This window comes from Vibrio sp. 1401, assembly GCF_033340295.1.
The window spans coordinates 167,834-191,280 of sequence record NZ_JAWOWF010000003.1 but is presented as its reverse complement, the minus strand read 5'-3'; the positions used below and the strand labels follow the sequence as shown (position 1 = coordinate 191,280).

At 43.5% G+C, this 23,447-nt stretch carries 20 protein-coding genes; 8 read left to right on the top strand and 12 right to left on the bottom strand.

Annotation, left to right across the window (positions count from 1 at the left end; all coding sequences use genetic code 11):
- Positions 1 to 23: 23 nt before the first annotated feature.
- Together R7Z77_RS03150 and R7Z77_RS03145 are read left to right on the top strand one after the other, a co-directional pair.
- On the top strand, positions 24 to 797 hold the full coding sequence (locus R7Z77_RS03150) for a hypothetical protein (RefSeq protein ID WP_031778929.1): 774 nt from the start codon (positions 24 to 26) through the stop codon (positions 795 to 797).
- Between the two features lie 206 nt (positions 798 to 1,003).
- Positions 1,004 to 1,243 carry a hypothetical protein gene (locus tag R7Z77_RS03145; RefSeq protein WP_005376679.1) on the top strand — a complete coding sequence of 80 codons (240 nt, stop codon included), beginning with the start codon at positions 1,004 to 1,006 and terminating at the stop codon, positions 1,241 to 1,243.
- A 60-nt stretch (positions 1,244 to 1,303) separates the two neighbouring features.
- Here the strand turns inward: R7Z77_RS03145 and R7Z77_RS03140 are convergent, their stop codons facing one another.
- The 8 genes from R7Z77_RS03140 to sohB form a co-directional block, all read right to left on the bottom strand.
- Positions 1,304 to 3,142 carry an extracellular solute-binding protein gene (locus R7Z77_RS03140; RefSeq protein ID WP_005376669.1) on the bottom strand — a complete coding sequence of 613 codons (1,839 nt, stop codon included), beginning with the start codon at positions 3,140 to 3,142 and terminating at the stop codon, positions 1,304 to 1,306.
- Positions 3,143 to 3,641: 499 nt separating this feature from the next.
- Complete coding sequence (gene pyrF, locus R7Z77_RS03135) at positions 3,642 to 4,343, bottom strand: orotidine-5'-phosphate decarboxylase (RefSeq protein ID WP_017821659.1); 702 nt, start codon at positions 4,341 to 4,343, stop codon at positions 3,642 to 3,644.
- A gap of 84 nt (positions 4,344 to 4,427) precedes the next feature.
- Positions 4,428 to 5,603 (bottom strand): lipopolysaccharide assembly protein LapB, encoded by a 1,176-nt coding sequence (gene lapB / locus R7Z77_RS03130; protein ID WP_005376665.1) that lies wholly within the window; start codon positions 5,601 to 5,603, stop codon positions 4,428 to 4,430.
- 18 nt (positions 5,604 to 5,621) lie between these two features.
- A complete protein-coding gene (locus tag R7Z77_RS03125) occupies positions 5,622 to 5,918 on the bottom strand; it encodes a LapA family protein (RefSeq protein ID WP_005376663.1) in 297 nt (98 codons plus the stop codon).
- A gap of 281 nt (positions 5,919 to 6,199) precedes the next feature.
- A complete protein-coding gene (gene ihfB / locus R7Z77_RS03120) occupies positions 6,200 to 6,481 on the bottom strand; it encodes an integration host factor subunit beta (protein WP_005385816.1) in 282 nt (93 codons plus the stop codon).
- Between the two features lie 213 nt (positions 6,482 to 6,694).
- The gene (gene rpsA, locus R7Z77_RS03115) at positions 6,695 to 8,365 is read right to left on the bottom strand and encodes a 30S ribosomal protein S1 (RefSeq protein ID WP_005385817.1); all 1,671 of its coding nucleotides are present in this window, start codon (positions 8,363 to 8,365) and stop codon (positions 6,695 to 6,697) included.
- Between the two features lie 110 nt (positions 8,366 to 8,475).
- Entirely contained in the window at positions 8,476 to 9,156 is a 681-nt protein-coding gene (cmk, locus tag R7Z77_RS03110) for a (d)CMP kinase (protein ID WP_021033981.1), read from the bottom strand.
- Positions 9,157 to 9,364: 208 nt separating this feature from the next.
- Positions 9,365 to 10,426: a protease SohB gene (gene sohB, locus R7Z77_RS03105; protein ID WP_005385819.1), complete on the bottom strand. Its 1,062-nt coding sequence runs from the start codon at positions 10,424 to 10,426 to the stop codon at positions 9,365 to 9,367.
- A 254-nt stretch (positions 10,427 to 10,680) separates the two neighbouring features.
- Between sohB and R7Z77_RS03100 the strand changes: the two genes are divergently transcribed.
- The 4 genes from R7Z77_RS03100 (at position 10,681) to R7Z77_RS03085 (ending at position 16,759) form a co-directional block, all read left to right on the top strand.
- A complete protein-coding gene (locus R7Z77_RS03100; protein ID WP_005372980.1) occupies positions 10,681 to 11,427 on the top strand; it encodes a YciK family oxidoreductase in 747 nt (248 codons plus the stop codon).
- Between the two features lie 129 nt (positions 11,428 to 11,556).
- Positions 11,557 to 12,249: a translesion DNA synthesis-associated protein ImuA gene (imuA, locus tag R7Z77_RS03095; protein ID WP_053306608.1), complete on the top strand. Its 693-nt coding sequence runs from the start codon at positions 11,557 to 11,559 to the stop codon at positions 12,247 to 12,249.
- Positions 12,250 to 12,253: 4 nt separating this feature from the next.
- The gene (locus R7Z77_RS03090) at positions 12,254 to 13,657 is read left to right on the top strand and encodes a Y-family DNA polymerase (protein WP_064354174.1); all 1,404 of its coding nucleotides are present in this window, start codon (positions 12,254 to 12,256) and stop codon (positions 13,655 to 13,657) included.
- 27 nt (positions 13,658 to 13,684) lie between these two features.
- Positions 13,685 to 16,759: an error-prone DNA polymerase gene (locus R7Z77_RS03085; RefSeq protein WP_064354175.1), complete on the top strand. Its 3,075-nt coding sequence runs from the start codon at positions 13,685 to 13,687 to the stop codon at positions 16,757 to 16,759.
- Positions 16,760 to 16,831: 72 nt separating this feature from the next.
- Here R7Z77_RS03085 and R7Z77_RS03080 read toward each other — a convergent pair whose 3' ends face one another.
- Together R7Z77_RS03080 and R7Z77_RS03075 are read right to left on the bottom strand one after the other, a co-directional pair.
- Positions 16,832 to 17,785, bottom strand: a complete 954-nt coding sequence (locus tag R7Z77_RS03080; RefSeq protein WP_005372976.1) for a chemotaxis protein CheV — start codon at positions 17,783 to 17,785, stop codon at positions 16,832 to 16,834.
- A 363-nt stretch (positions 17,786 to 18,148) separates the two neighbouring features.
- A complete protein-coding gene (locus R7Z77_RS03075) occupies positions 18,149 to 19,366 on the bottom strand; it encodes an ROK family protein (RefSeq protein ID WP_005385828.1) in 1,218 nt (405 codons plus the stop codon).
- A gap of 410 nt (positions 19,367 to 19,776) precedes the next feature.
- Between R7Z77_RS03075 and pyk the strand changes: the two genes are divergently transcribed.
- Positions 19,777 to 21,219, top strand: coding sequence for a pyruvate kinase (gene pyk / locus R7Z77_RS03070; RefSeq protein WP_064354176.1), 1,443 nt, complete (start codon positions 19,777 to 19,779; stop codon positions 21,217 to 21,219).
- A gap of 108 nt (positions 21,220 to 21,327) precedes the next feature.
- Here the strand turns inward: pyk and R7Z77_RS03065 are convergent, their stop codons facing one another.
- Entirely contained in the window at positions 21,328 to 22,479 is a 1,152-nt protein-coding gene (locus R7Z77_RS03065; RefSeq protein ID WP_005372971.1) for a patatin family protein, read from the bottom strand.
- A gap of 44 nt (positions 22,480 to 22,523) precedes the next feature.
- A complete protein-coding gene (locus R7Z77_RS03060) occupies positions 22,524 to 22,616 on the bottom strand; it encodes a YnhF family membrane protein (protein ID WP_005372970.1) in 93 nt (30 codons plus the stop codon).
- A 127-nt stretch (positions 22,617 to 22,743) separates the two neighbouring features.
- On the opposite strand from R7Z77_RS03060, the gene R7Z77_RS03055 reads away from it, so the two are divergent.
- Positions 22,744 to 23,334: an outer membrane protein gene (locus R7Z77_RS03055; RefSeq protein ID WP_053306612.1), complete on the top strand. Its 591-nt coding sequence runs from the start codon at positions 22,744 to 22,746 to the stop codon at positions 23,332 to 23,334.
- Positions 23,335 to 23,447 lie beyond the last annotated feature (113 nt).

The following is a 23,447-nucleotide window of genomic DNA, read 5'->3' as shown; positions in this document are numbered from 1 at the left end:
CGAAAAGCCGAAAAGGAAATTGGATGAAACCATGTAACCTGCTATCACTCTCCTCACTCATTCTTGTATTACCTACATCAGTAGCGCTCTCAGCCGAGACACAAGAATCTCGTTGGCGAAATAGCATAGAAGTGTACATGCTAGGACTGAATATCCACGGGGATACCAGTATTGGTCGCTTTTCATCAGAGGTGGATGTCGATCCTAAGTTCATCGTAGACCACCTCGATATTGGGGCGATGTTGCGATTCGAGAGTATTTACCAAAGTAAGTGGGGCTACTACATAGATTATAGTTTCATGAACTTAAGTGGTGATGTTAATAATATCAAGGGCGCTCTGCCTAACGCTCGTTATCGTGCGGACATCGAAATACGGCAAGGTGTTCTAGAAGCAAAGGCATTCCAACGCGAACAATATTCATTTGGTAAACTGGATTATATGTTTGGATTACGTTGGTGGGACAATGACATCACCGGCAAGCTGTATCGTAATGACAACCGGGTACTAGAAGATAGACTGTCATTACAAGAAGATTGGGTCGATTTTTTAGTTGGCTTGCGACTCATTGATGAATTGAGCGAAAACTGGCGATTTCATGCCAGCATCGACGCCGGACTTGGCAACGATACTCACTTCACTTATGCCATTCAAACTGGTGTTCGTTATAGCTTTAACGAATGGTCTGATCTCAACTTAGCTTACAAGTCGACCTGGGTCGATTACAAAAATGAAGAGGTATTTGAATATGATACGGCTTCTCAAGGGCTTTTAGTCGGACTTGGCTTTTACTTTTGATTAGGTTGAACCCTAGCCTATATTCAAGCGTTGTAACTTGTACCAACTCTAGGTACACGTCTAGTGCCACGTTACAGATGCTTAAATAAGGCAAATTGATCTTCATCAGACTATAAATTGCTCTTCGGTGCTACTCTCTGTCACAAAATATAAAACCCCACTCTATGACCTCATATAGGTCTTGTTGATAAGGTTCCCGAATAGCAATGTCGATTAACATTTCCGATTTAACCACCGCCCTAAATAAGGTGGAGCATATTCATAAAGTGCAGCTTGAAAACGTACATCAGTTCTTCAAAGCAAACGAAGCTTTCTCGTTGCAAACATTCAGCCAGCTGATATCAAGCGACTCGCTTGATGATCGATTTAAAACCATCGATAAAGCGTTCTCTTTGCTTGGTGATGCAAAAACCTACCTTTTAGAAGCGTCTTACCTTATTAAGTAAAAAAGAAAGCCCCGATAAAATTCATTACCGGGGCTATCATTTTCTATCTAAACTACTGATTTACAATTTGTAACGATCATCAATTACCGTTAATTCTGGGAAAGTTTTACCCTCGTCCATCGCTTCTTCTGTCTCTTCTTTTACTTGGTTATCAATCCAGAAATTACCGATATCCATTGGATGAAGCACCCATTCTGTCGCTTTTGTCATGCCGTTTTTAGGAATTTTAACCCAGCGCCAATGAGCAACTCGAGAATAAGGCACCATGTAGCCAGGAACGATGATGTTCGCTTTGCTGACATAGTTTTGGATTTGATGCGACAAGTCGTAACGCTTCTCCTGATCAAACTCAGAATCATACGCTTCAATTAACTTGTCTAGCTCAGGGCTGCTGTAGTTGGTGTGAGCATTCGTTTGTGGTCGATTTGCATTATCCGAGTGTAGGTATTCCCAATACGCAGGGATCTCACCAGAGCCCATATTCAAAAACGCTAGCTGATGCTTTTTCTCAAGAATGTATTTAAACGCAGATGAGCCATCCACCAAATTTAACGTGAACTCAAGACCAGCAAGTTTCGCTTGCTCTTTCAGGTATGCAATACGCGGTGTCCAAGAGTTGTATCCATAGGTGATAGCAAAGCTCAAGCGTTGGCCCTTGTCGTTAATACGAATACCATCTGCGCCCACTTTGTCAAAGCCCGCTTTTTCGAAGTGTTTAACCGCCGCATCAGCATCAAACTTTGGCGGTGTATTGTTAGGATCATCGTATTCGCCATGACCAAAGCCGAGTCCATGCGGTTTACGTGAATAATCTCCACGCATGATGTTTTCAATCATGCCGTCATAGTCAGTGGCTGCCATAACACCTTTACGCACTTCTAGGTTATCCAACATCGGCATCGCTGTGTTCATCCAAAGACCACCAGCTCCTTGCGGTGCTTCGTTAAAGCCCCAGTACTTTTGGATATAGCCTTTTTTGTACACATCACTATTGGTTTTGTCATGCCAAAAGCTTGGTAGCACCATCTCAAAGTAGTCTAAGTTGCCTTTCTCAAAGTGCTTCATGGCAATATCAGGATCGCGAATCACCTTAATGCGAACCTTTTCAACGTTATAACGGTTTTTATAGTAGCGGTTGTTGTATCCCCACCAATCTTCACCGACATGTTTGAATGTCACGCTCTTACCTTTCTTCACTTGATCAATGTAGTAAGGCGCTGCGGTTGGCTCAGATTTAAAGTTAAACTTTCTGACGAAGTTATCAGGCATGCCATCGTTATTTGCGTCCTTTTCTCCTTCAAAGAAGTGTTCAGGACGAGGCTGAAAACCATTACTTGGCATGTTAATCATAACCATAAGTGAGTCATGACTTTGAGCTACAGCAAGATTGACTTTGATCGTGTAGTCATCAATTTTTTCAACACTCACAATACTGTTTGTGAAGAAGTCGTTATACCACGGGTCGATAATGTCTTTTGACGTGTAGTACTTCATCATAAAGACGTAATCATCTGCTGTAATTTTTTCACCATCTGACCACTCGGCCGTTTCGTCGAGTTTAAAGAATACGGTTTTGTTGTCTTCTCCAAATGCCCATGACTTAGCAAGTTGAGGGATCCATTTGCCAGTATTTGGATGACGCTGAGCCAGTTTTGGTGAACCATCCATTAAGTATTGGCGCAAACCTGAGTTCGCATCTGGACCAACACTTCGTAATGTTTGCGGAAAGCTCTGAATGTAAGTGCGATAGGTGCCACCTCGTACCGCCTCTTCAGAGGCAAATAGAGGTTCGTTGTTGTTTGAAATCCATTCGATATCAGCTGGCAATTCTGCCGCACTCAGTTGAAAACTGGCAGCGGTCAGTGTTGCTAGTACTGAAAATGGCAGTTTTTTAGTCATGTTTCTTCCTTGTTGTGTTTGCGCACTAAGGTCGTAACAAGGAAGACAGCGTGTGAAAGCTCACAGAAAGCTGCGATTTAAAATACGCAGATAGGAAATAATAGGAACGTAATATGAAGTGACGTCCTGCCAGCTTCTATATTAATTTCAAAGAGTTTCACTAGGTCATCCTAGACCTTACAACGCAGTGAATGCATCTTCGCCATAGTATTCTTTAGATATTTGTAACGCAAGCCATCAATAACACATGATTGCATTTTCGAGGCATCACAGTGAGTTATGTTACAAAAGTGTGATCAGCATAGTACCAAGCCCTACTTTACTCAGAATAAACCGCAGAACCTTTATCTCAATTGGCCCCGATATACCAGTTACAGCGAGTAAATGATCAGACATAGCTGGTTAAAAGGAATGGTTGTTTACCGCGATCAGTATTTTCACTCGATATAAAAAGTGAGGCATCTTAGCCTCACTTTTCTCCATACAATCGAGACAGTGCTTACATTTTAGATAAGCTCTCATTGATCGACTTCAGCACTTCTGCAGGATTTGACGCTTGAGTGATAGGGCGACCAATCACAAGATAATCTGAACCTGATTGGATAGCGTCTACTGGCGTCATGATACGGCGTTGGTCACCTTGTTCTGAACCAGCAGGTCGAATACCAGGGGTCACTAATTTAAATTCTTGGCCTAGTTCGCTCTTCAGTAGTGAGGACTCTTGCGCTGAACATACGACACCATCTAAGCCCGCGTTTTTGGTCAAGGTTGCTAGACGAATCACTTGCTCCTGAGGCGCAACATTCAAACCAATACCAGCTAAATCACTTTGTTCCATACTGGTTAGTACCGTTACACCGATAAGAAGTGGACGATCTTTACCATATGGCTCAAGAATTTCACGTGATGCCGTCATCATACGCTCACCACCGCTCGCGTGTACGTTCACCATCCATACACCCATTTCAGCCGCAGCGCGAACTGCTTTCGAACAGGTGTTTGGAATATCGTGAAATTTTAAATCTAGGAATACCGAGAAACCACGTTTATGGAGTTCACGTACAAAATCAGGACCAAATAGCGTAAACATCTCCTTGCCAACTTTTAGTCGGCATGACGCAGGATCAATTCTATCTACAAACGCAAGTGCATCTGCTTGGTTATCATAATCCAGTGCGACAATAACTTTTTGGTCGATCATTTCATCTCCTAACTGTTTTGGTTCTTATTAAATAAAAAGTTAAAAAAATGCAGCGGACAGAAACTCTGCCAGCTGCATTAAGAATTATTCACCATCCAATCCGCGGATTGGCTTGATCGTCCCCCATCCTTTACAGGACGGACAATGCCAATAAAGGGAATGGGTAGAAAATCCACACTTCCGGCATCGGTAATGCGGTTTCACTTTTAACTGTTCACCCACCATCGCTTGTAGTGTTGATAGGCTGTCTTTCGCTCGACCATCTTCTGCTTCTGCAATGTGGTAGTCAATTAAACGGTAGAAGCCCTTCATGGTTGGGTTTTTCAGCAATTGTTTCGTCAGTAACTCTTGAGCAGCCCCAACGTTCTCGTGATGAGCAACTAATTGAGCCAACATCAACTCGGCTGATACGCCTGCTTTCTTATCAATACAAGCTCTCAGAAACTCGACAAGTTCATCTTCCTGACCCAGATGATGATAGCATTCTGCAATAGTTGGCAAGACATCACTGATAAAGTCTTTATCTTGCTCAAGTACCCCCGTCAGATATTTGATGGTGTGCTTATAGTCTTCAGACTCTAGGTAAATTCGTCCCAAAGCAATACTTGCTCGAACACACTTCGGGTCTTCCGCTAACGCTTTTTTAAAATGCTGTATTGCCTTATTAGTATTCCCATCAGCTTGGTCGAGCATGGCTATTTCACACCAAAAATGGGCAATATTTGCACGCATCCTTGAGCGTTTATTACCTAACTTAGCCAATTGGTTCGCGTAATAAATCGCCTTTTCCCATTCTCGTGTTTGCTGATAAATGGTCACTAATTGTTGAAGAGCCGCCTCTTTGTAATCTGGCTCTTCGACTAACTGTTCAAAGATTTTCTCTGCACGATCAAGAAAACCAGAGACCATGTAGTCTTTCGCTAACTGTTGAAGGGCGAGGTTCTTTTGGTCCAGTGTTAAGCCTGAACGAGAAATAAGATTTTGGTGAATTCTGATTGCGCGGTCGACTTCACCACGAGACCGGAACAGGTTACCCAACGCAAGGTGAGTATCGATGGTCTCGTTATCAACTTGGAGCAATTCAATAAAGTGATCGACAGCCTTATCTGATTGGTCAGAGAGCAGCAGATTAAGACCCGTCATATACTGACGAGAGATTTGATGAGATTGCTTCTGCTTGTCTTGCTGAGCGCTGCGATGCCCCATATACCAGCCATACGCAGCAGCTATAGGCAACAACAAGAAGAGTAGTTCAAGCATTAAAGTTAAGCCTTATCCTTATGCCTGTTTTTCAATGGCTGGCTTATCAGCAGCGTTGTTTGATTCCGTTGGTTCGTACTTTTTCAGTTTTTTCTTTAAACGACGGACCTGTAGCTGAGTTTTCAGTTGGATGCTACCAAAGATAACCCACGCTAAAGCAAAGCCAACCACAAATACTACACCTAATAGCGTAGATAAGTGGAACTCTCCTTTTGCTAGAAGATAGTTAAAAGTCACGAGCTCTTGGTTTTGGGAACCTAACGCCAATGCAATTAAAAAGAGAGCTAAAACAGCAACGATTTTTATAATTTTCATGTTACATCACCCTTCTAGGAGTAAGTCGGTAAGATTATGCAGGAAAATGCTTCTTCAGACTACGTATATTAGCAATAATCTATACCCAAGTAACCTCAAGATGCTTAGTTTGTAGACATGCTTAGAAGTTAAAGTTATTTGGGTATAGAAAGCAGCAAGGAAAACGGCTGAATCCACAATTAGATTAGTAAACGATCTTGGATGTATGACTAACTTGGATACATTACAAAAAAGCGGCATACACAAACGTATGCCGCTTTTTTCAAACTAATAAGAGTGCATTAACCAATATTTACACGCTCACGAAGTTCTTTACCAGGTTTGAAATGTGGAACGTATTTACCTTCCAATTCCACTTTATCGCCCGTTTTAGGGTTACGACCTACGCGAGGCTCGCGGTAATGAAGAGAAAAACTACCAAAGCCACGGATCTCGATACGGTCACCGCTCTCTAGTGTAGAGGCCATGTGCTCTAAAATATCTTTTACAGCATCCTCTACCTCTTTCGCTGATAAGTGTGTTTGCTCAGCGCAGAGTCTTTCAATCAGTTCAGACTTAGTCATAGTTGCCCTCTTTGAGTATCTTTATCACTTATTATAGTAAGTAATACTAATTCCAACAAACACTTGCTGACAATTCTAGACAAATTTTATGCAAAATGCGCAATGAAGAAATGCCTTTTATTAAGATAGTTTACTGTCATTAGTATTACTACTTAAATATGACCAAATATAAAAAAGGAGCCTTGCGGCTCCTTTTTTGCTTAAGCGAGTATATTATTCGCCTTTAGCAGCTTTGAAAGCGTCAGCCATTGCGTTACCGAATGCATTGTCATCTTGCTTGTTGATAGATGCCATTGCTTCTTGCTCGTCAGCTTCGTCTTTAGCTTTGATAGATAGGTTGATTACGCGGTTCTTACGGTCTACACCTGTGAACTTCGCTTCAACAACATCACCAGCGCTTAGGATTAGAGAAGCATCTTCTACGCGATCGCGTGATACTTCAGAAGCACGGATGTAACCTTCAACGCCTTCTGCGATTTCAACAGTAGCGCCTTTAGCGTCAACAGCAGTTACAGTAGCGTTAACTAGAACACCTTTCTTGTTGTCAGCAACGTAAGCATTGAATGGGTCATTTTCCATTTGCTTGATGCCTAGAGAGATGCGCTCACGCTCAGCGTCTACTGCTAGAACAACTGCAGAGATCTCGTCGCCTTTCTTGTACTCACGTACAGCTTCTTCGCCAGCAACATTCCAAGAAATGTCAGATAGGTGAACTAGACCGTCGATGCCGCCTTCTAGACCGATGAAGATACCGAAGTCAGTGATAGACTTGATCTTACCAGTAACTTTGTCGCCTTTAGCTTGTGCTTCAGCGAATGACTGCCATGGGTTAGCTTTACACTGTTTCAGACCTAGAGAGATACGACGACGTTCTTCGTCGATTTCAAGAACCATAACCTCAACTTCGTCGCCAACATTAACAACTTTAGAAGGGTGGATGTTCTTGTTAGTCCAATCCATTTCTGAAACGTGAACTAGACCTTCAACGCCTTCTTCGATTTCAACGAAGCAGCCGTAGTCAGTTAGGTTAGTTACGCGACCAGTTAGTTTGTGACCTTCTGGGTAACGCTTAGCGATTGCTACCCATGGATCTTCGCCTAGTTGCTTAAGACCTAGTGATACGCGAGTACGCTCACGGTCGAACTTAAGAACTTTAACTTGGATCTCGTCACCAACGTTAACGATTTCAGATGGGTGCTTAACGCGCTTCCAAGCCATATCAGTGATATGTAGAAGACCGTCAACGCCACCTAGGTCAACGAACGCACCGTAGTCAGTAAGGTTCTTAACGATACCTTTAACTTCAGAACCTTCTTGTAGAGTTTCTAGAAGCTCGTCACGCTCAACGCTGTTCTCTGATTCGATAACTGCACGACGTGAAACAACTACGTTGTTACGTTTTTGGTCAAGTTTGATAACTTTGAACTCTAGCTCTTTGTTTTCTAGGTGAGCAGTGTCGCGGATTGGACGTACGTCTACTAGAGAGCCAGGAAGGAAAGCACGGATACCGTTTAGTTCAACAGTGAAACCGCCTTTAACTTTACCGTTGATGATACCAACAACAGTTTCAGCTTCTTCGTAAGCTTTCTCAAGTACGATCCAAGCTTCGTGACGCTTAGCTTTCTCACGAGAAAGTTGAGTTTCACCGAAACCATCTTCAACAGCGTCTAGAGCTACGTCTACTTCAGCGCCAACTTCAACTTCAAGTTCGCCAGCAGCGTTCTTGAACTGTTCAGCAGGGATAGCAGATTCAGACTTAAGACCAGCGTCAACAAGAACGAAACCGTTCTCGATAGCTACTACAGTACCTTTAACGATGCTGCCTTGTTGGAATTCTGTTTCGTTTAGAAACTCTTCAAAGAGTTGAGCAAAAGATTCAGTCATTTAATTAATCTTCAATAAATTAAACTTCCACGGGTATCCTACCGCATGGGGTTATTAAATTCGCCAGTCATCATCCTTGCGACCAACGCTCTTAGCCTAGTCGAGTATTATTACTCAGCTAGCTTCGATTCGATATATTGTAGTGCCTTTTCTACTACTTCGTCGATAGTCATCGACGTAGAATCTAGCACAAGCGCATCCTCAGCAGGGCGTAATGGCGCCACTGGGCGGTTACGATCTCGGTCGTCACGCTCTTGGATCTCGCTTAAAAGGTCAGCAAATCTAACATCTAACCCTTTCTCTTGCAACTGTTTAAGGCGTCGATTTGCACGCTCTTCAGCACTCGCATCAAGGAAGATTTTTGCTTGCGCACTCGGGAATACAATTGTGCCCATATCACGACCATCAGCAACCAGACCCGGAGCGGTCTCAAATGCACGCTGACGACGTAGTAATGCTTCACGAACACGTGGCAAAGCCGCAACTTTAGATGCTGCCATACCCGTTTCTTCTTTACGAAGCTCCCCTGACACGTCTTCGCCTTCTAGAATGACCTTAACTAAGTCACCTTCCGCGATAAATTGAACGTCTAGGTGGGTTGCTAGTGGGACAAGAGCATCTTCTGACTCGGTGTCGACACCGTGGTGAATCGCAGCGAGTGCAAGTACACGATAAATTGCGCCAGAATCTAAGAGTTGGAAACCCAACTTTTTCGCCAGCAACATACATAAAGTGCCTTTACCTGCACCACTAGGTCCATCTACGGTTACAACCGGAGTTTGAGAGGACATGTTCTTCTCCACCAATAGTTTCTTTTCAGCAATTTGCTCGGTTTTCGAGGCGCACATTATACGGGTAATCAGTCTTTGGAGCGAGGAAAAATGTCGTGTAAAGCATTACACCTAATGCGTAATTGGATTCATCAATAAACATAAAGTTCAACAAAAACGGCGAGAGCTTCCGCCCTCGCCGTTTTAAATGTCATGAACTTAAGCTCGATTAAACAATCGGCTTTTGACCACGCTCAGCTAACTTTAAAATCACACTATCAGCGACTTTACCCGCCACACCTGCTAGCTTGTCGGCCAGTTTTTTCTTTTGTACATAATGCACAGAAAGTACAGTTTTATCTTTGCATGCCGCAACAACGATATCATCAGATGTACTAATGTCATCCACCAAACCAAGCTCTTTCGCTTGTGTACCGAACCAGTGCTCACCAGTGGCTACTTTGTCTAGGTCCAAACTAGGACGACGCTCACGGATGAAGTCTTTAAACAAGACATGTGTTTCTTCAAGTTCTTGCTTAAACTTATCGCGCGCTTTATCGGTATTCTCACCGAACATCGTTAGCGTGCGTTTATATTCACCCGCTGTTAGTTGTTCGTACTCAATGTCATGTTTCTTCAACAGTTTGTTGAAGTTAGGAATTTGTGCGATAACGCCAATAGACCCCACAATTGCAAATGGTGCAGAAACAATCTTATCTGCTACACATGCCATCATGTAACCACCACTTGCCGCAACTTTGTCAACAGAGATGGTCAGAGGAAGACCCGCAGCTTTGATTCGGTCCAGTTGAGAAGAGGCAAGGCCGTAACCATGAACCATACCACCGCCAGACTCTAAGCGAAGTAACACTTCATCACCTTCACGTGCGACAGCCAAAATAGCGGTGATTTCTTCACGTAGAGACGCGACTTCTTTTGCGTCTATGCTACCGTTGAAATCAAGAACAAATAGGTGTGGTTCACGCTTGCTATCTAATGAACCGTCTTTGCTCGCTTGTTTGATTTCTTTCTCGCGAGATTTGTTCTTCTCTTTTTCTTCTTTCTTGACGGCTTTATCTCGAGCCTTGATGAAAGCATCGTCATGCAAATGATGCTCTAACTGCTCAACAGATTGTTTGTGTTGCTCTGAAAGGTTGGTAATCTCTAACTCCCCTTTCGCCGCACCCGATTTGCCACCAGCCGATTTTGCAATAATGAGCAGAACAATTATCGCAGCAACCACCGTGATAATTTTGGCCAGAAACAGACCATAATCTAATAAAAATTCCAACGAGAGCTCCTTTATCTCATTTCAGATGACGTTAGTATGTTACGCAGAAACATCAGCGAGAAGGCAGCGCGGTTTGTAACCACTTGTTCTGATTGATAGCATACCTAACGAAAGTTCTGGAATTGGTATAACACATGAATTGGTGTATTGTAACCATCTTGTCACGATTACCAAGATTTTCCATTGAGAAACAGGCGTTTTTTAGCGTCAATTAACTATCATGGACCCTCTTACAATAATAAGGATTTATCGCCGTGAACTACTCCGTTTCAGCTGATGCTCTAAAAGGTAAAGTCATTCTTGTTACTGGCGCTGGTAATGGCATCGGCCGTCAAGCCGCGCTTTCTTATGCCGAGCACGGTGCAACTGTTATTCTCTTGGGTAGAAATGTGCAAAACCTTGAATCTATCTATGATGAGATTGAAGCTGCTGGCTATCCACAAGCTGCTATCATTCCATTGGATCTCAAGGGTGCAACTCAGCAGAATTACATTGATATGGCAGAGACAATCGAAGGACAGTTTGGTCGCTTGGATGGTCTATTACACAACGCAGGTGTCTTGAGTTCGCTGTGTCCATTTGATCAAATCAAAGAGGAAGACTTCGACGATATCATGCAGATCAACGTGAAAGCCGAAGTGCTAATGACTCAAGCATTACTGCCTGTGATGCGTAAATCAGAAGCTGGGCGTATTATCTTTACCTCTTCAACCGTCGGCCACTCTGGCCGCGCATTCTGGGGGCCATACGCTATCTCTAAATTTGCCGTAGAAGGCATGATGCAAGTTTTAGCTGACGAGCTGAGTGATACACCGATCCGCGTTAACGCAATTAACCCTGGTGCCACTCGTACTCGCATGCGTGAAAAAGCATATCCGGGTGAAGATGCGAATACTCTCAAAACGCCACTGGATATCATGCCGCTATATTTGCACTTAATGGATCCTGCGGTTACCGATGTGAACGGTCAGTGCATCGACGCTCAACCGAAGCGTAAATAACTCATTCAGGTTACCTCACATAATCGATTGAAAAGGCAGCAAACGCTGCCTTTTTTCATTTCTCTCTTCATAAAAATCTTGCGACTTTCTCCCACAGAAATATACTGTACATATATACAGGTATTTATTATGCAAGATATTATTCAGAACTTAAAAAGCCAACACCTTGTTTGGCAAGCAAATTTAACGAAAGCAGATCCTCAGCAGTTGCAGACTAGTTCCGGTTTTTCTGAATTAGATGATTTGCTCGGCGGAGGCTTTCCACCTCATGGCGTAGTGGAGATGGAATCTATTGGTAGTATTGGTGAATTGCGTTTGCTCGCTCCCTATTTAAAAGCCACTCAGACCAATGGTGTGACCGCATTTATTCAACCACCTGCGCTAGTGAATTCTCTGTTTTTACACTACATCGGGTTGGATATAAACCAAGTGTGGGTCGTTACTCCAACTCACCCCAAAGACGCTCTTTGGGCTGCAGAGCAATGTCTGAAAAGTGGGGTATGCAGTAATGTTTTGTTATGGCAAGAAGAGCTTGAAATACATCAAGTGAAACGCTTACAGGTAGCGAGTGAACAAGGTACTTGCCCTCTCTTTATGCTTAAAACAGATACTATCAACCGCTTGTCTTTACCTGTGTCACTCAGTTTAAAACTGAAAGGCGACGAGCAAGGGATTCATGTTGAAGTGCTGAAAAGGAAAGGAGGCTGGAATAGAGGTAGCGTTAGTATCGGCTTCCAACACCATTACCCGCAACTGGTGAAACCATCATCTGAAACTGTGCACTCGACTGTGGTCAATTTCCCACTGGCGAACCAAGGTTAGTGATATGGCTCTGTGGATTTACTTGCACTTCCCTCGCCTACAGCTAGACGCACTCTTTGGTGATAACCAAGAACAACCCGTGGTGATTGTCGAAAGCCAACGTTGCCAGATTCTTCAATACAACGAGATTGCCGAACAACAAGGCATTAAGCCAGGTATGGGACTAGGCAGTGCTGCGTCCTTGTGTCGAGATTTACAAGTGCATCCTTATCATCCGCACACCGAATGGAGCAAGTTACAAGAAATTGCTCAATGGCTGTATTTGATCACATCTGACGTTGTGTTGATGCCAAACCAAGGTATTTTGCTGCGTGCTACTCCAATGCTCGCTCTGTATGAAGGGTTTGAAAACTATTGGAACAAAGTCAGAGCTCACTTATCGGAGCTGAAACTGAGTTTTCAATTCGGATGTGGTTTTTCGCCTTTTGCTGCCAAATTGATGGCATTATCAGGAGCGAACGTCATCAGCGAAGACAAATCTGCCATACAAAAAGCCTTATCACCAATACCGTTAACACTGACAGATTTATCAAACGCTACCGTAGAGAAGTTACAACGTGTAGGTGTCACCACATTGCAAAACCTGCTTGAACTGCCATTGCAAGACATCGCACGACGCTTTGATATCGATTTGGTGAACTACGTTGGTCGACTGACTGGGCAGTTTAAACACCCTGTCGACTTTTATCACCCTACCGAATCCTTCCAAGTTTATTTAGAGCTGTTGTTTGAGATCGAAAACGTTCAGTGGATTGAAAAGCCGTTGGCCAAATTACTTCGTCAACTCGAAATCTTTCTTAAATTAAGAGATAAGGTCGCTTTTGAACTGTGTTTAACACTCCACCAGCGTGAGAAACAAGAGCAACACCTTCAACTCACTTCTGCGCAAGGTGATTACCTATGTCAGCGTTGGCAACAGTTAGCGAGTTTGAGCTTAGAGTCACTCTCGCTTAATGGCCCAGTCACAGGGCTAACGTTAAAAGTCATCCGTCAAGGTGAGCCTCTTAGTGCATCACGCGATCTCTTTGCTGGGCAGAAAGGAAACATGAATGCTTTAGAGTTGCTTTCTTTACTGCAAGCTAAATTGGGAAAAAGTGCCGTTTTAAAACCCAATATTGCTTGCGATCCTAGACCAGAAAAGGCCAGTCAGTATCGCCCTGCTGATGCTACGGATGAAAAGGGGCACGCCATACCATCCATACTACGCCCAGCAATGCAATTACCGACTCCCATTGTATTGCAAGAGCAAGTTTCTTTGGTCCACGGACCTGAGCGAATAGTTTCTGGGTGGTGGGATGGTGATGAGATCATGCGTGATTACTACATTGCACACACCAAGCAAGGCCGCTGGTTATGGATATTTCGTGATCAGCACAAGCACTGGTTTCTTCATGGCTATTTTTGTTAAATCGACAGTTATTTTTGTTGGGTCATTATGAGTTACGCGGAACTATTTTGTCAGTCTAACTTCTCTTTTTTGACTGGAGCTTCTCATGCAGAAGAGCTGGTACTCCAAGCTGCTTTCTATCGCTATCAAGCTCTAGCTATAACGGATGAATGTTCAGTCGCGGGCGTTGTCAAAGCCCATGCGACCATCGAACAACATAAACTCGATATCAAACAAATCGTTGGAAGTATGTTTTGGTTAAATGATGAATGCCAAATCGTACTGCTTTGCCCTTGTCGCAAGGCTTATGCCGAGTTGTGTCGTATCATCACAAACGCAAGAAGACGCAGTGAAAAAGGCAACTATCAACTGTTCGAATGGGATTTGATGTCGGTTCGACATTGTTTGGTATTGTGGCTGCCCACACATCAAGAGAGTGATCACTATTGGGGGCGCTGGCTCAATCAACACCACGCTAATCGTTTGTGGGTAGCGATTCAGCGCCATTTGAGTAACAACGATACTGAGTACATTGCGCACTGCGAGCAGTTAGCACATGAATTTCAATTACCTATAACTGCCTGCGGAGGCGTTCTCATGCATGACGTTGAACGCTTGCCATTACAGCATGTACTTACTGCTATAAAACATGGGTGTAGCGTCGATAAACTCGGTTTTGACCGTATTTCGAATACTGAGCGAGCGCTTCGTCCTTTTAAAAAGTTGATTCGGATTTACAAACCAGAATGGCTGGAAGAAAGTACTTACATCGCCGATTTATGCGAGTTTAAGCTCTCCGATTTAAAATACGAATATCCTACCGAGCTGATCCCAGATGGTTATACACCCGACTCTTACTTACGTATGTTGGTCGAACGTGGTAAAAAGCTGCGTTTTCCTGAAGGCGTGCCAGCAGAAGTCAATCAAACCATCGAGAATGAACTGGCGCTTATTCAAGAGCTTAAATACCACTACTACTTCCTTACTATTCACGACATCGTAATGTTTGCGAAACAGCAAGGTATTCTTTACCAAGGGCGAGGTTCCGCTGCAAACTCTGTAGTGTGTTATTGCCTGGAAATTACCGCCGTCGATCCTCGACAAATCGCTGTCTTATTCGAACGATTTATCAGTAAAGAACGTAAGGAACCGCCGGATATTGATGTGGACTTTGAACACGAGCGCCGTGAAGAAGTTATCCAGTATATTTACAAAAAATATGGTCGTGAGCGTGCAGCACTTGCTGCAACAGTGATCAGCTATCGCTTTAAAAGTGCCGTGCGTGAAGTCGGTAAAGCACTAGGGATTGAAGAGACCCAATTAGATTTTTTCATTAAGAACGTTAATCGCCGAGATCGCAGCCAAGGCTGGCAAGCTCAAATTATTGAACTTGGCTTACAACCAGAATCTCTCAAAGGGCAGCAGTTTATCCAATTGGTCAACGAGATCATTGGCTTCCCACGCCATTTATCTCAGCACGTAGGTGGCTTTGTAATTTCATCTGGCCCTTTATATGAGTTGGTACCTGTTGAAAATGCCTCGATGGAAGATCGCACTATCATTCAATGGGATAAAGACGATTTAGAAAGCTTGAAGCTACTAAAAGTCGATGTACTCGCACTCGGCATGTTAAACGCCATCAAAAAGTGCTTTCAACTGGTCGAGAAACATCACCAGCGATCCCTCTCGATTTCCGAGATCACTCGCCGACAAGATGATCCACACGTGTACCGCATGATCCAAAAAGCTGACACGATAGGCGTATTCCAAATTGAATCTCGTGCACAAATGAGCATGCTTCCTCGCCTAAAGCCTGCTTGTTATTACGACTTAGTGATTCAAATTGCAATTGTTCGTCCAGGCCCTATTCAGGGTGATATGGTGCATCCTTTTTTAAAACGACGAGATCACAAAGAGCCTGTCAGTTATCCATCGGAAGAAGTAAAAAGCGTTCTGGAGCGGACTATGGGCGTCCCTATTTTCCAAGAGCAAGTCATCAAGCTAGCCATGGTAGCCGCAGGGTTTAGCGGCGGCGAGGCCGATCAACTCCGTCGAGCGATGGCATCATGGAAAAAGAATGGCGATCTCGCTAAATTCAGACCAAAACTGATCAATGGTATGCAAGAGAGAGGTTATGACTTAGCGTTTGCTGAGCGCATTTTCGATCAGATTTGCGGCTTTGGTGAGTACGGCTTCCCTGAAAGTCATTCAGCGTCTTTCGCAGTGCTGGCATATTGTTCTGCATGGTTAAAATATTATTACCCAGCCGAATTTTACACTGCATTATTGAACAGCCAACCAATGGGATTTTATAGCCCATCGCAATTAGTACAAGATGCTCGCCGACATGGCATCGAAGTATTGCCGGTGTGCGTCAATCATTCAAAATATCAGCATCATCTCGTCTCACGTCCGAATGGCAGGCTCGGCGTGCAACTTGGTTTTCGCTTGGTGAAAGGCTTTAACGCAGAAAGCGCACAAAGGCTTATTGAGCGCAAACCACTTAATGGTTACCGAACGATTCAAGAAGTAAAGCAGATATTAAGAAGCCGAAGTGACATTGAATTATTGGCTTCAGCCAATGCATTTCAGGCCTTATCGGGGAATCGTTATAACGCTCGCTGGGCAGCAATGGATTCCTTATCTGACCTACCATTGTTTCACAAGGTCGAAGAACCCAATGTTAGCTACCAGACTCAACCCTCTGAATATGAAAATTTAATTGAGGATTACGCAAGCACGGGACTATCTCTTAGCCGCCATCCAATTAAATTATTAGAAGAAACGGGCAAACTCCCTCACTTTACTCGCATGATGCAACTGGCAGAGAAGCCGCATAAGTCACTGGTCACAGTGGTAGGCGTGGTAACAGGAAGACAATCTCCAGGCACCGCCGCTGGCGTGACATTTTTTACGCTAGAAGATGACACGGGCAACATTAATGTGGTCGTTTGGCAAGCGACAGCACGAGCCCAAAAGCAAGCGTATTTAGGCGCTAAAGTATTAATGGTGAAAGGCATTCTTGAAAGAGAGGGAGAAGTCACGCACGTTATTGCTGGCAAGTTGATTGATTGCACGCACTACTTGAACAATCTACAAAGTAAATCTCGGGATTTCCATTAGTACAGAGGAATTAAGGAGAGAGATGTTAAAAATCAGAGAGAGGTGCGCTCCCTCTGATTTCACTAGATCTAATCATGCACTTTTAGAAAGCATCTGGCGTAATCGGTCTTGAGCAACTTCTACCAGCAGATCCGGTTGGAATTTAGATATAAAGCGATCACAGCCTACTTTTTGTACCATGGCTTCATTAAAACTACCGCTCAGAGAAGTGTTCAATGTGATAAACAACTTAGACATACGTGGATCTTGGCGCACTTCATGGGTCAGTTTATAACCGTCCATTTCAGGCATTTCAGCATCCGTAATCATCATCAACAGCTCTTTTTCTACATCTTTACCTTCATCACACCAACGTTTTAAAACCGTTAACGCTTCTAGCCCGTCACGACACTCGATGATATTCATACCCAATTGAGAAAGCGTATCGCGAACTTGATTACGAGCTGTAGAGGAATCATCCACAATCAGAACATTACGCCCGACCATTGCTTGGGCCAGTTCTTGATCGAGAATGTCCTCCGAAATAGTCACGTCGTAATGCACGATCTCTGCTAAAACTTTTTCAACGTCAATAATTTCGACAATTTGAGAGGCATCCCCCTCTTTGATTTGCGTGATAGCCGTGAGGTAATTCGAGCGACCAGACGTGGAAGGAGGCGGCTGAATTTCAGTCCATGCCGTATTAATAATGTTTTTAACCGGACCGACTAAGAAGCCCTGCACCGTGCGGTTGTACTCTGTCACGATCAAATTTTCTTCTTCCGCTTCACCACGTAAAGCAGGAAAACCAATTGCGCCTCGTAAATCAATCACTGGTACCGCTTCACCTCGTAGAGAAGCAACCCCACGAATATTGTAGTGCGATCCAGGGAGCTTGGTTAACGGTGGAAGCTTGATGACCTCTTTCACTTTGAACACATTAATCGCAAATAATTGGCGACTATTTAAAGTGAACAGCAGAAGCTCTAGTCGATTTTCACCAACCAAGTTTGTACGCTGGTCAACCGTATTTAACACTCCGGACATACTACTACCTAAATTATGGATAATTCTTATTTTACTCGAAATCAGTACAGACACAGCAAGGTTATATAACCAAATAACCTTAAAATATTTGGCTTTTCGAGCACAGCTTTAAAGTACAACAGTTTTAGCGTATTACTTCTCTTTGCATCAGACGCAAAGTCACGCAGCACATTGAAAGCCATTTTGTTTATTTACTTGAGCTTTTTAGGAAATTACATGAATGGCGCAGATATAGCAATGCAACATAACTCAAATTCCCTTTCTAGTAATAGGCGATCAAAAAGGGTGAGCCGTTAAGTCTCACCCTAAATCACCTACAAATGCAGTCTCAACAGCCAGGCACATCATCATGTTAAAAAGTACTTAACCTTCCACAACCTTCATCAATAGTTGACCATCGTACAACGCTTGCTTAATCAACGCGGCACCAGGCATTGTGGCTTGCTTATAGAAACGAGACTCCACCAGCTCAAGATCTTGGTGATAAACAGGTAAACTCTGCTCTTCGATACAGCGACGAACCGCAGGATAAAGCACATCTTTTGCTTGGTTAATCACACCACCGATCAAGATTTTCTCAGGGTTAAATAAGTTGATCACAATAGCAATTGCAGAGCCTAAGTAGCGTCCAAGTTTTTCAATCACATCGACGGCCAAAGGATCACCGTTTGCAGCGGCTTCACAAATGCTCTCAATACTCATTTCTTCTTGTTTAGCAAGAATAGAGTCTTCGCCATCAGCGATTCGTCTTACGACTTCTTCACGAATTGCTTGAGAACTGGCAACGGTTTCCAAACAGCCAATATTGCCGCAATGACAACGTTTTCCATTTGGGTCAATTTGAATATGCCCGAGTTCACCAATGTTACCGTGACGGCCTTGCAAAACGCGCCCATCCAGAATGATGCCCGCACCTAAACCGTGGTGGATAGAGATAAGAACGGAGTTGTCATTATCTTGAGAATGACCAAAAAGCTTTTCTGCTAATGCCCAAGCTCGCGTGTCATTGGCAATGAAAACTGGCAAGCCCGTTGCTTTGTATATCTCTGGTCCAAGAGCAAGATTTTCGACATTGTAATGAGGCATCTGCAAAACGACACCTTGCTCTGAGTTCACGAGACCAGGCAGCGTAAGGGCAATACTGGTAACACGATCAAGTTGATCCGCGTAAGTCTGAAAGAATTCATCAATTTCGTAAAGCAGGCGCTCAAGCACATCGTCTTGATCAAGCTCGTGTATCTCGATTTTAGTATCGATCAGTACATCACCGCCTAACTCATGCAAAGCAATGGTTAAATAACCCCGCCCCAAACGCATTGACAAAAATTGCCAGCCTTCATTATTGACCTGCAAACCGACAGCAGGTCGACCACGACTCGTCGCTTCTTGTACTGTCGTTTCATGAATCAAGTGCGCTTCAATTAATTCTCGAGTGATTTTGGTGATACTAGCAGGAGCAAGCTCACTCTGCTTGGACAAATCAATTCGAGAAATAGGACCTTTTAGGTCAATTAGTTTATATACACGACCAGCATTGACCTGTTTGATATGATCAATATGGCCCGGTTGAGCCATGTACATCTTGCACTCCGAAATTCTATAACGGGACAATTTTTTTACTTTGCGAACTAATTGTGAAGTGAATTAATAAATCCCCGTGACAAGCATCACGTATAAACCTGTTTGTTTGTGTATTCAATCAAATAACGAAGAATCTACTCCTGTTAAATTGTTTGAAAAATAACTTATTTTTATTCACTAAATTATGAAGTAATGCCTTTAAAGCAGCGTATTTTTATCAATAAGGCCATTGCCTGTCGAATATCTGTCTGTTTTACCGGGGTTACTCTTAATGTAAACATTCTGTGCATATACTTATATTCAAGTAGCTTTAAGGTGTGGGCTCAGCAACGAGGCTAACCTTGAGAGCGACTGCGTAAAGTAAGGATAGAGTTCAAGTTACCTTTACACACACATTCATCGGAGAATCTATGACTTCCAAATTAAGACGAACAAAAATTGTCACTACGCTGGGTCCTTCAACGGATAAGGACAATATACTTGAGGAGATCATCAAAGCCGGTGCAAACGTTGTCCGTATGAATTTTTCACATGGAACCAGTGAAGACCACATTCAACGTGCGAATAAAGTCCGTACCATTGCAGCAAGACTTGGGCGTCAGGTTGCAATTCTTGGTGACTTACAAGGCCCTAAAATCCGTGTATCAACGTTTAAAGACGGCCAAGTCATTTTGAATGTGGGCGATAAATTCACATTAGATAGTGATTTACCAAAAGGTGAAGGCAATCAAGAATCTGTAGGGTTAGATTATAAAGAACTGCCGCAAGATGTTTCACCAAATGACATTTTATTACTCGATGATGGACGCGTTCAGCTGCAAGTTACTAAAGTAGAGAGTAATAAAGTTCATACCCGTGTGATTGTCGGTGGTCCACTGTCCAACAATAAAGGGATCAACAAAAAAGGCGGCGGATTGTCAGCGGATGCGCTCACAGAGAAAGATAAAGCCGACATTCTTACCGCCGCAGCAATTCAAGTAGACTACCTTGCTATTTCATTCCCGCGTAACGGCGAAGACATGCATTACGCTCGACGCTTAGCTAGAGATGCTGGCCTTGAAGCCATGTTAGTGGCTAAAGTCGAACGAGCAGAAACCGTCGCGACCAATGAGTCTATTGACGACATTATTCTCGCATCCGATGTAGTGATGGTTGCACGTGGTGACCTTGGTGTAGAAATCGGTGACCCTGAGCTCATAGGTGTCCAGAAAAAACTGATTCGCCGCGCACGCAGTTTAAACCGTATCGTGATTACTGCGACACAAATGATGGAGTCCATGATTACTAGCCCAATGCCAACGCGTGCTGAAGTGATGGATGTGGCCAATGCGGTTCTAGACGGCACTGACGCGGTGATGCTGTCTGGAGAGACTGCTGCAGGTAAATATCCTGTAGAAACGGTCAAATCCATGGCCGAAGTATGTGTGGGGGCAGAAAAAATGTCGGAGGCAAGTCTATCTACTTATCGCTTAGATAGAACCTTCGAAACCGCTGAAGAAACCATCGCAATGGCAACCATGTACTCTGCGAATCACATGGAAGGAATTAAAGCGATGATCTCATTAACTGAGTCCGGCAGGACTGCGTTGATGATGTCTCGCTTAAGCTCTGGCTTGCCAATATTTGCCTTATCACGGAATGAATCGACACTAAATCGAGCAGCATTATACCGAGGCGTGACACCTGTATATTTCGAGTCAAAAAGTGATGCGGGTTTACCAACGGCTCAAGCAGCTATTACTAGCCTTAAAGAGCAAGGGTTCTTGCACAAAGGTGATTTAGTCATTATTACTCAAGGCGATGTAATGGATGTTGTTGGCTCAACCAACTGCATGCGCATTCTACAAGCGTAGTCGTTATACCTAACCGGAGTTAACCACAAGAACCCGCAAATAAGGCTCCGAAAATGGAGCCTTATTTATATGCTTTGTATATTGCGCACATCGTGAACGTAAGAAGGTTTATGCACTCTCTCTACCATCAATTTCAACATCCAGCTGGTCATAGAGTTGAACTAGGTTAAACCCAGCTTGAAGCCCAAGTTGATAGTCATGCTCTAGTGACTCTTGGTCACTTAACAAAGAAGAAGAACGAAGTCCCTCTTTAGGCGCAACTTGTAAAATAAAAGTGTCGTCAGGTGGAGCAGATATAAAGGCCTGAGTGAGCTCAAATGTTTGATAATGAATCATCAGCATGTCGGCTAAACCTGAATCAAAATTCTCACCAATCAGATGACTTAAACGATACAAGTTATCGGCACCGAACAACCAACGACCTCCATTTAACAGCATTTTCCCTGCAAGCTTCGATTGATGTGCTGCATTAATTTTTTGTTGGAAGAACGACGCCCAATCCAGCTTCCACTGATTCACTTTTTGCTGCCATGATTGCTGTACTGAGTTGATAGACTCTCGATACCATTCAACAGGCACATCCCCCACTTCACTTTGGGCTCTCGCTTCAATCTCTGAAAACGGCTCTGTGCGAATGACAATAATGTTGCGAGCATTCTGACGCCACGCTTCTTGAACAGGGATAGAGGCAGACACGCCGCCATCAACAAACTTATTGCCATTTACGTCGACAGGTCCGTGGTACAACTTGGGAATCGCACATGTCGCTAGCATAGTGTTAAACCACGAGTCATCCAAGATTGGTAGATATTGATCTGATAGCGTCTCTATATTCGTTACCGCAGCAAACGCTCCTCGTTTTCCCAATGCACTACGACCTAAATCAAGGTCAAGCTTGTATGGGAAATCTTGAATCCGTTCTAATGCCCACTCTAAACCTAAGTACTGCTGCTTTCGGATATAGCGAAACAGATTAAAAAATTCAGGAGACGTTGTCAGCTCGGTAATAAAAGCTTTGCCCATGCCATGTTGACGACACAAGTAAGAACATAAGTTAAGTGCTCCGGCAGAGGTGCCATAGAACTCATCGAAAGGATCGAAGTTGGAAAGTAAAAAGGCGTCTAAAACGCCAGCGGTAAAAATCCCTCTCTGCCCTCCACCTTGCGTGACTAAAGCAGTTTTACCATGCCTAAAGTGCTCATAAACTTTTACATCAAGCTCTGCATGGCTTTCTGTGATTATACCGCTGTTACGTATCATAGGCTCACGCCATTTTGTTAAATCGTTTGGTAAAAGTGGTTATCTTAAGCTGTTGTAATAGCAATGATGCCAAATGACAAAAGCACTGCAAAAACAGTCACCACAATGATTAATGCGGATTTTAGATCGTGTTCCATAAACACCTCCTTAATATGTAACAAATTAATAACACCGGTGTGAAATATGTTCAAGATTTGCTTAATTTAGTCGCGCAATTTTGACTAACCCATCACAATTAGCTTAGTCATAATAAGGAGATAGGGCATGAACCAAAAACTCAGCTGGCTAGTAGGAATCATGATGATGAGTACTGCTATCAATGCACAAGCGAATATCATCGTTACGCCATACATAGGCTATACAGGAGGCGGCCAAGTAGAGGATGAAAGTGGTAATAAATACGATCTCGACCCCGCAGTGAATTACGCTCTTTCAGTCGAGACTCCCTTAGAAAAAGGAAGGATCGGATTGTTTTACTCCAATCAGTCGACGGAACTTGAAAAGCTGTCCAACTCGGCAGATATCCATTATCTGCACTTCCAAAGCAGCATGTACTATCCTGTCGCAGAAAATTGGCAAACCTATATCGGTGTAGGTTTGGGCGCTTCTTATGCCGATGTGGATTGGGTAGACAAAAAATACGGATTTTCGGCTAGCGCTTTTGCAGGGCTGGAATATGAATTTTCAAAGAACTTTGCGTTAACAGCCCAACTGAGATGGTTAGGAACGGTCGTTGATAACGATACATCTGGCGCCTGTACTCTACCTAATGACGGCTCAAACTGTATCATTAAGTTCGATACTGATTGGATGAACCAATTCCAATCAAATGTTGGTTTTAGTTTCCGCTTCTAATTTTTATGCATGTTCCTCTGTAGGGCTCGTCACAAAGAACGCTGAACGAGTCCTGCACAGAGCCGATAAAGGACATCGTCTAAACACCATTGTTTGGCAAAGTAACGAAGCAT

Bases quoted from the DNA above. Each gene is read 5' to 3' on its own strand.
- ihfB (WP_005385816.1), bottom strand. From the start codon at position 6,481: ATGACTAAGTCTGAACTGATTGAAAGACTCTGCGCTGAGCAAACACAC.
- R7Z77_RS03150 (WP_031778929.1), top strand. From the start codon at position 24: ATGAAACCATGTAACCTGCTATCACTCTCCTCACTCATTCTTGTATTA.
- R7Z77_RS03065 (WP_005372971.1), bottom strand. From the start codon at position 22,479: ATGATACGTAACAGCGGTATAATCACAGAAAGCCATGCAGAGCTTGAT.
- R7Z77_RS03140 (WP_005376669.1), bottom strand. From the start codon at position 3,142: ATGACTAAAAAACTGCCATTTTCAGTACTAGCAACACTGACCGCTGCC.
- pyk (WP_064354176.1), top strand. From the start codon at position 19,777: ATGACTTCCAAATTAAGACGAACAAAAATTGTCACTACGCTGGGTCCT.
- R7Z77_RS03085 (WP_064354175.1), top strand. From the start codon at position 13,685: ATGAGTTACGCGGAACTATTTTGTCAGTCTAACTTCTCTTTTTTGACT.
- R7Z77_RS03060 (WP_005372970.1), bottom strand. From the start codon at position 22,616: ATGGAACACGATCTAAAATCCGCATTAATCATTGTGGTGACTGTTTTT.
- R7Z77_RS03055 (WP_053306612.1), top strand. From the start codon at position 22,744: ATGAACCAAAAACTCAGCTGGCTAGTAGGAATCATGATGATGAGTACT.
- imuA (WP_053306608.1), top strand. From the start codon at position 11,557: ATGCAAGATATTATTCAGAACTTAAAAAGCCAACACCTTGTTTGGCAA.
- R7Z77_RS03145 (WP_005376679.1), top strand. From the start codon at position 1,004: ATGTCGATTAACATTTCCGATTTAACCACCGCCCTAAATAAGGTGGAG.
- R7Z77_RS03090 (WP_064354174.1), top strand. From the start codon at position 12,254: ATGGCTCTGTGGATTTACTTGCACTTCCCTCGCCTACAGCTAGACGCA.
- R7Z77_RS03080 (WP_005372976.1), bottom strand. From the start codon at position 17,785: ATGTCCGGAGTGTTAAATACGGTTGACCAGCGTACAAACTTGGTTGGT.
- R7Z77_RS03125 (WP_005376663.1), bottom strand. From the start codon at position 5,918: ATGAAAATTATAAAAATCGTTGCTGTTTTAGCTCTCTTTTTAATTGCA.
- lapB (WP_005376665.1), bottom strand. From the start codon at position 5,603: ATGCTTGAACTACTCTTCTTGTTGTTGCCTATAGCTGCTGCGTATGGC.
- cmk (WP_021033981.1), bottom strand. From the start codon at position 9,156: ATGTCCTCTCAAACTCCGGTTGTAACCGTAGATGGACCTAGTGGTGCA.
- R7Z77_RS03075 (WP_005385828.1), bottom strand. From the start codon at position 19,366: ATGTACATGGCTCAACCGGGCCATATTGATCATATCAAACAGGTCAAT.
- rpsA (WP_005385817.1), bottom strand. From the start codon at position 8,365: ATGACTGAATCTTTTGCTCAACTCTTTGAAGAGTTTCTAAACGAAACA.
- pyrF (WP_017821659.1), bottom strand. From the start codon at position 4,343: ATGATCGACCAAAAAGTTATTGTCGCACTGGATTATGATAACCAAGCA.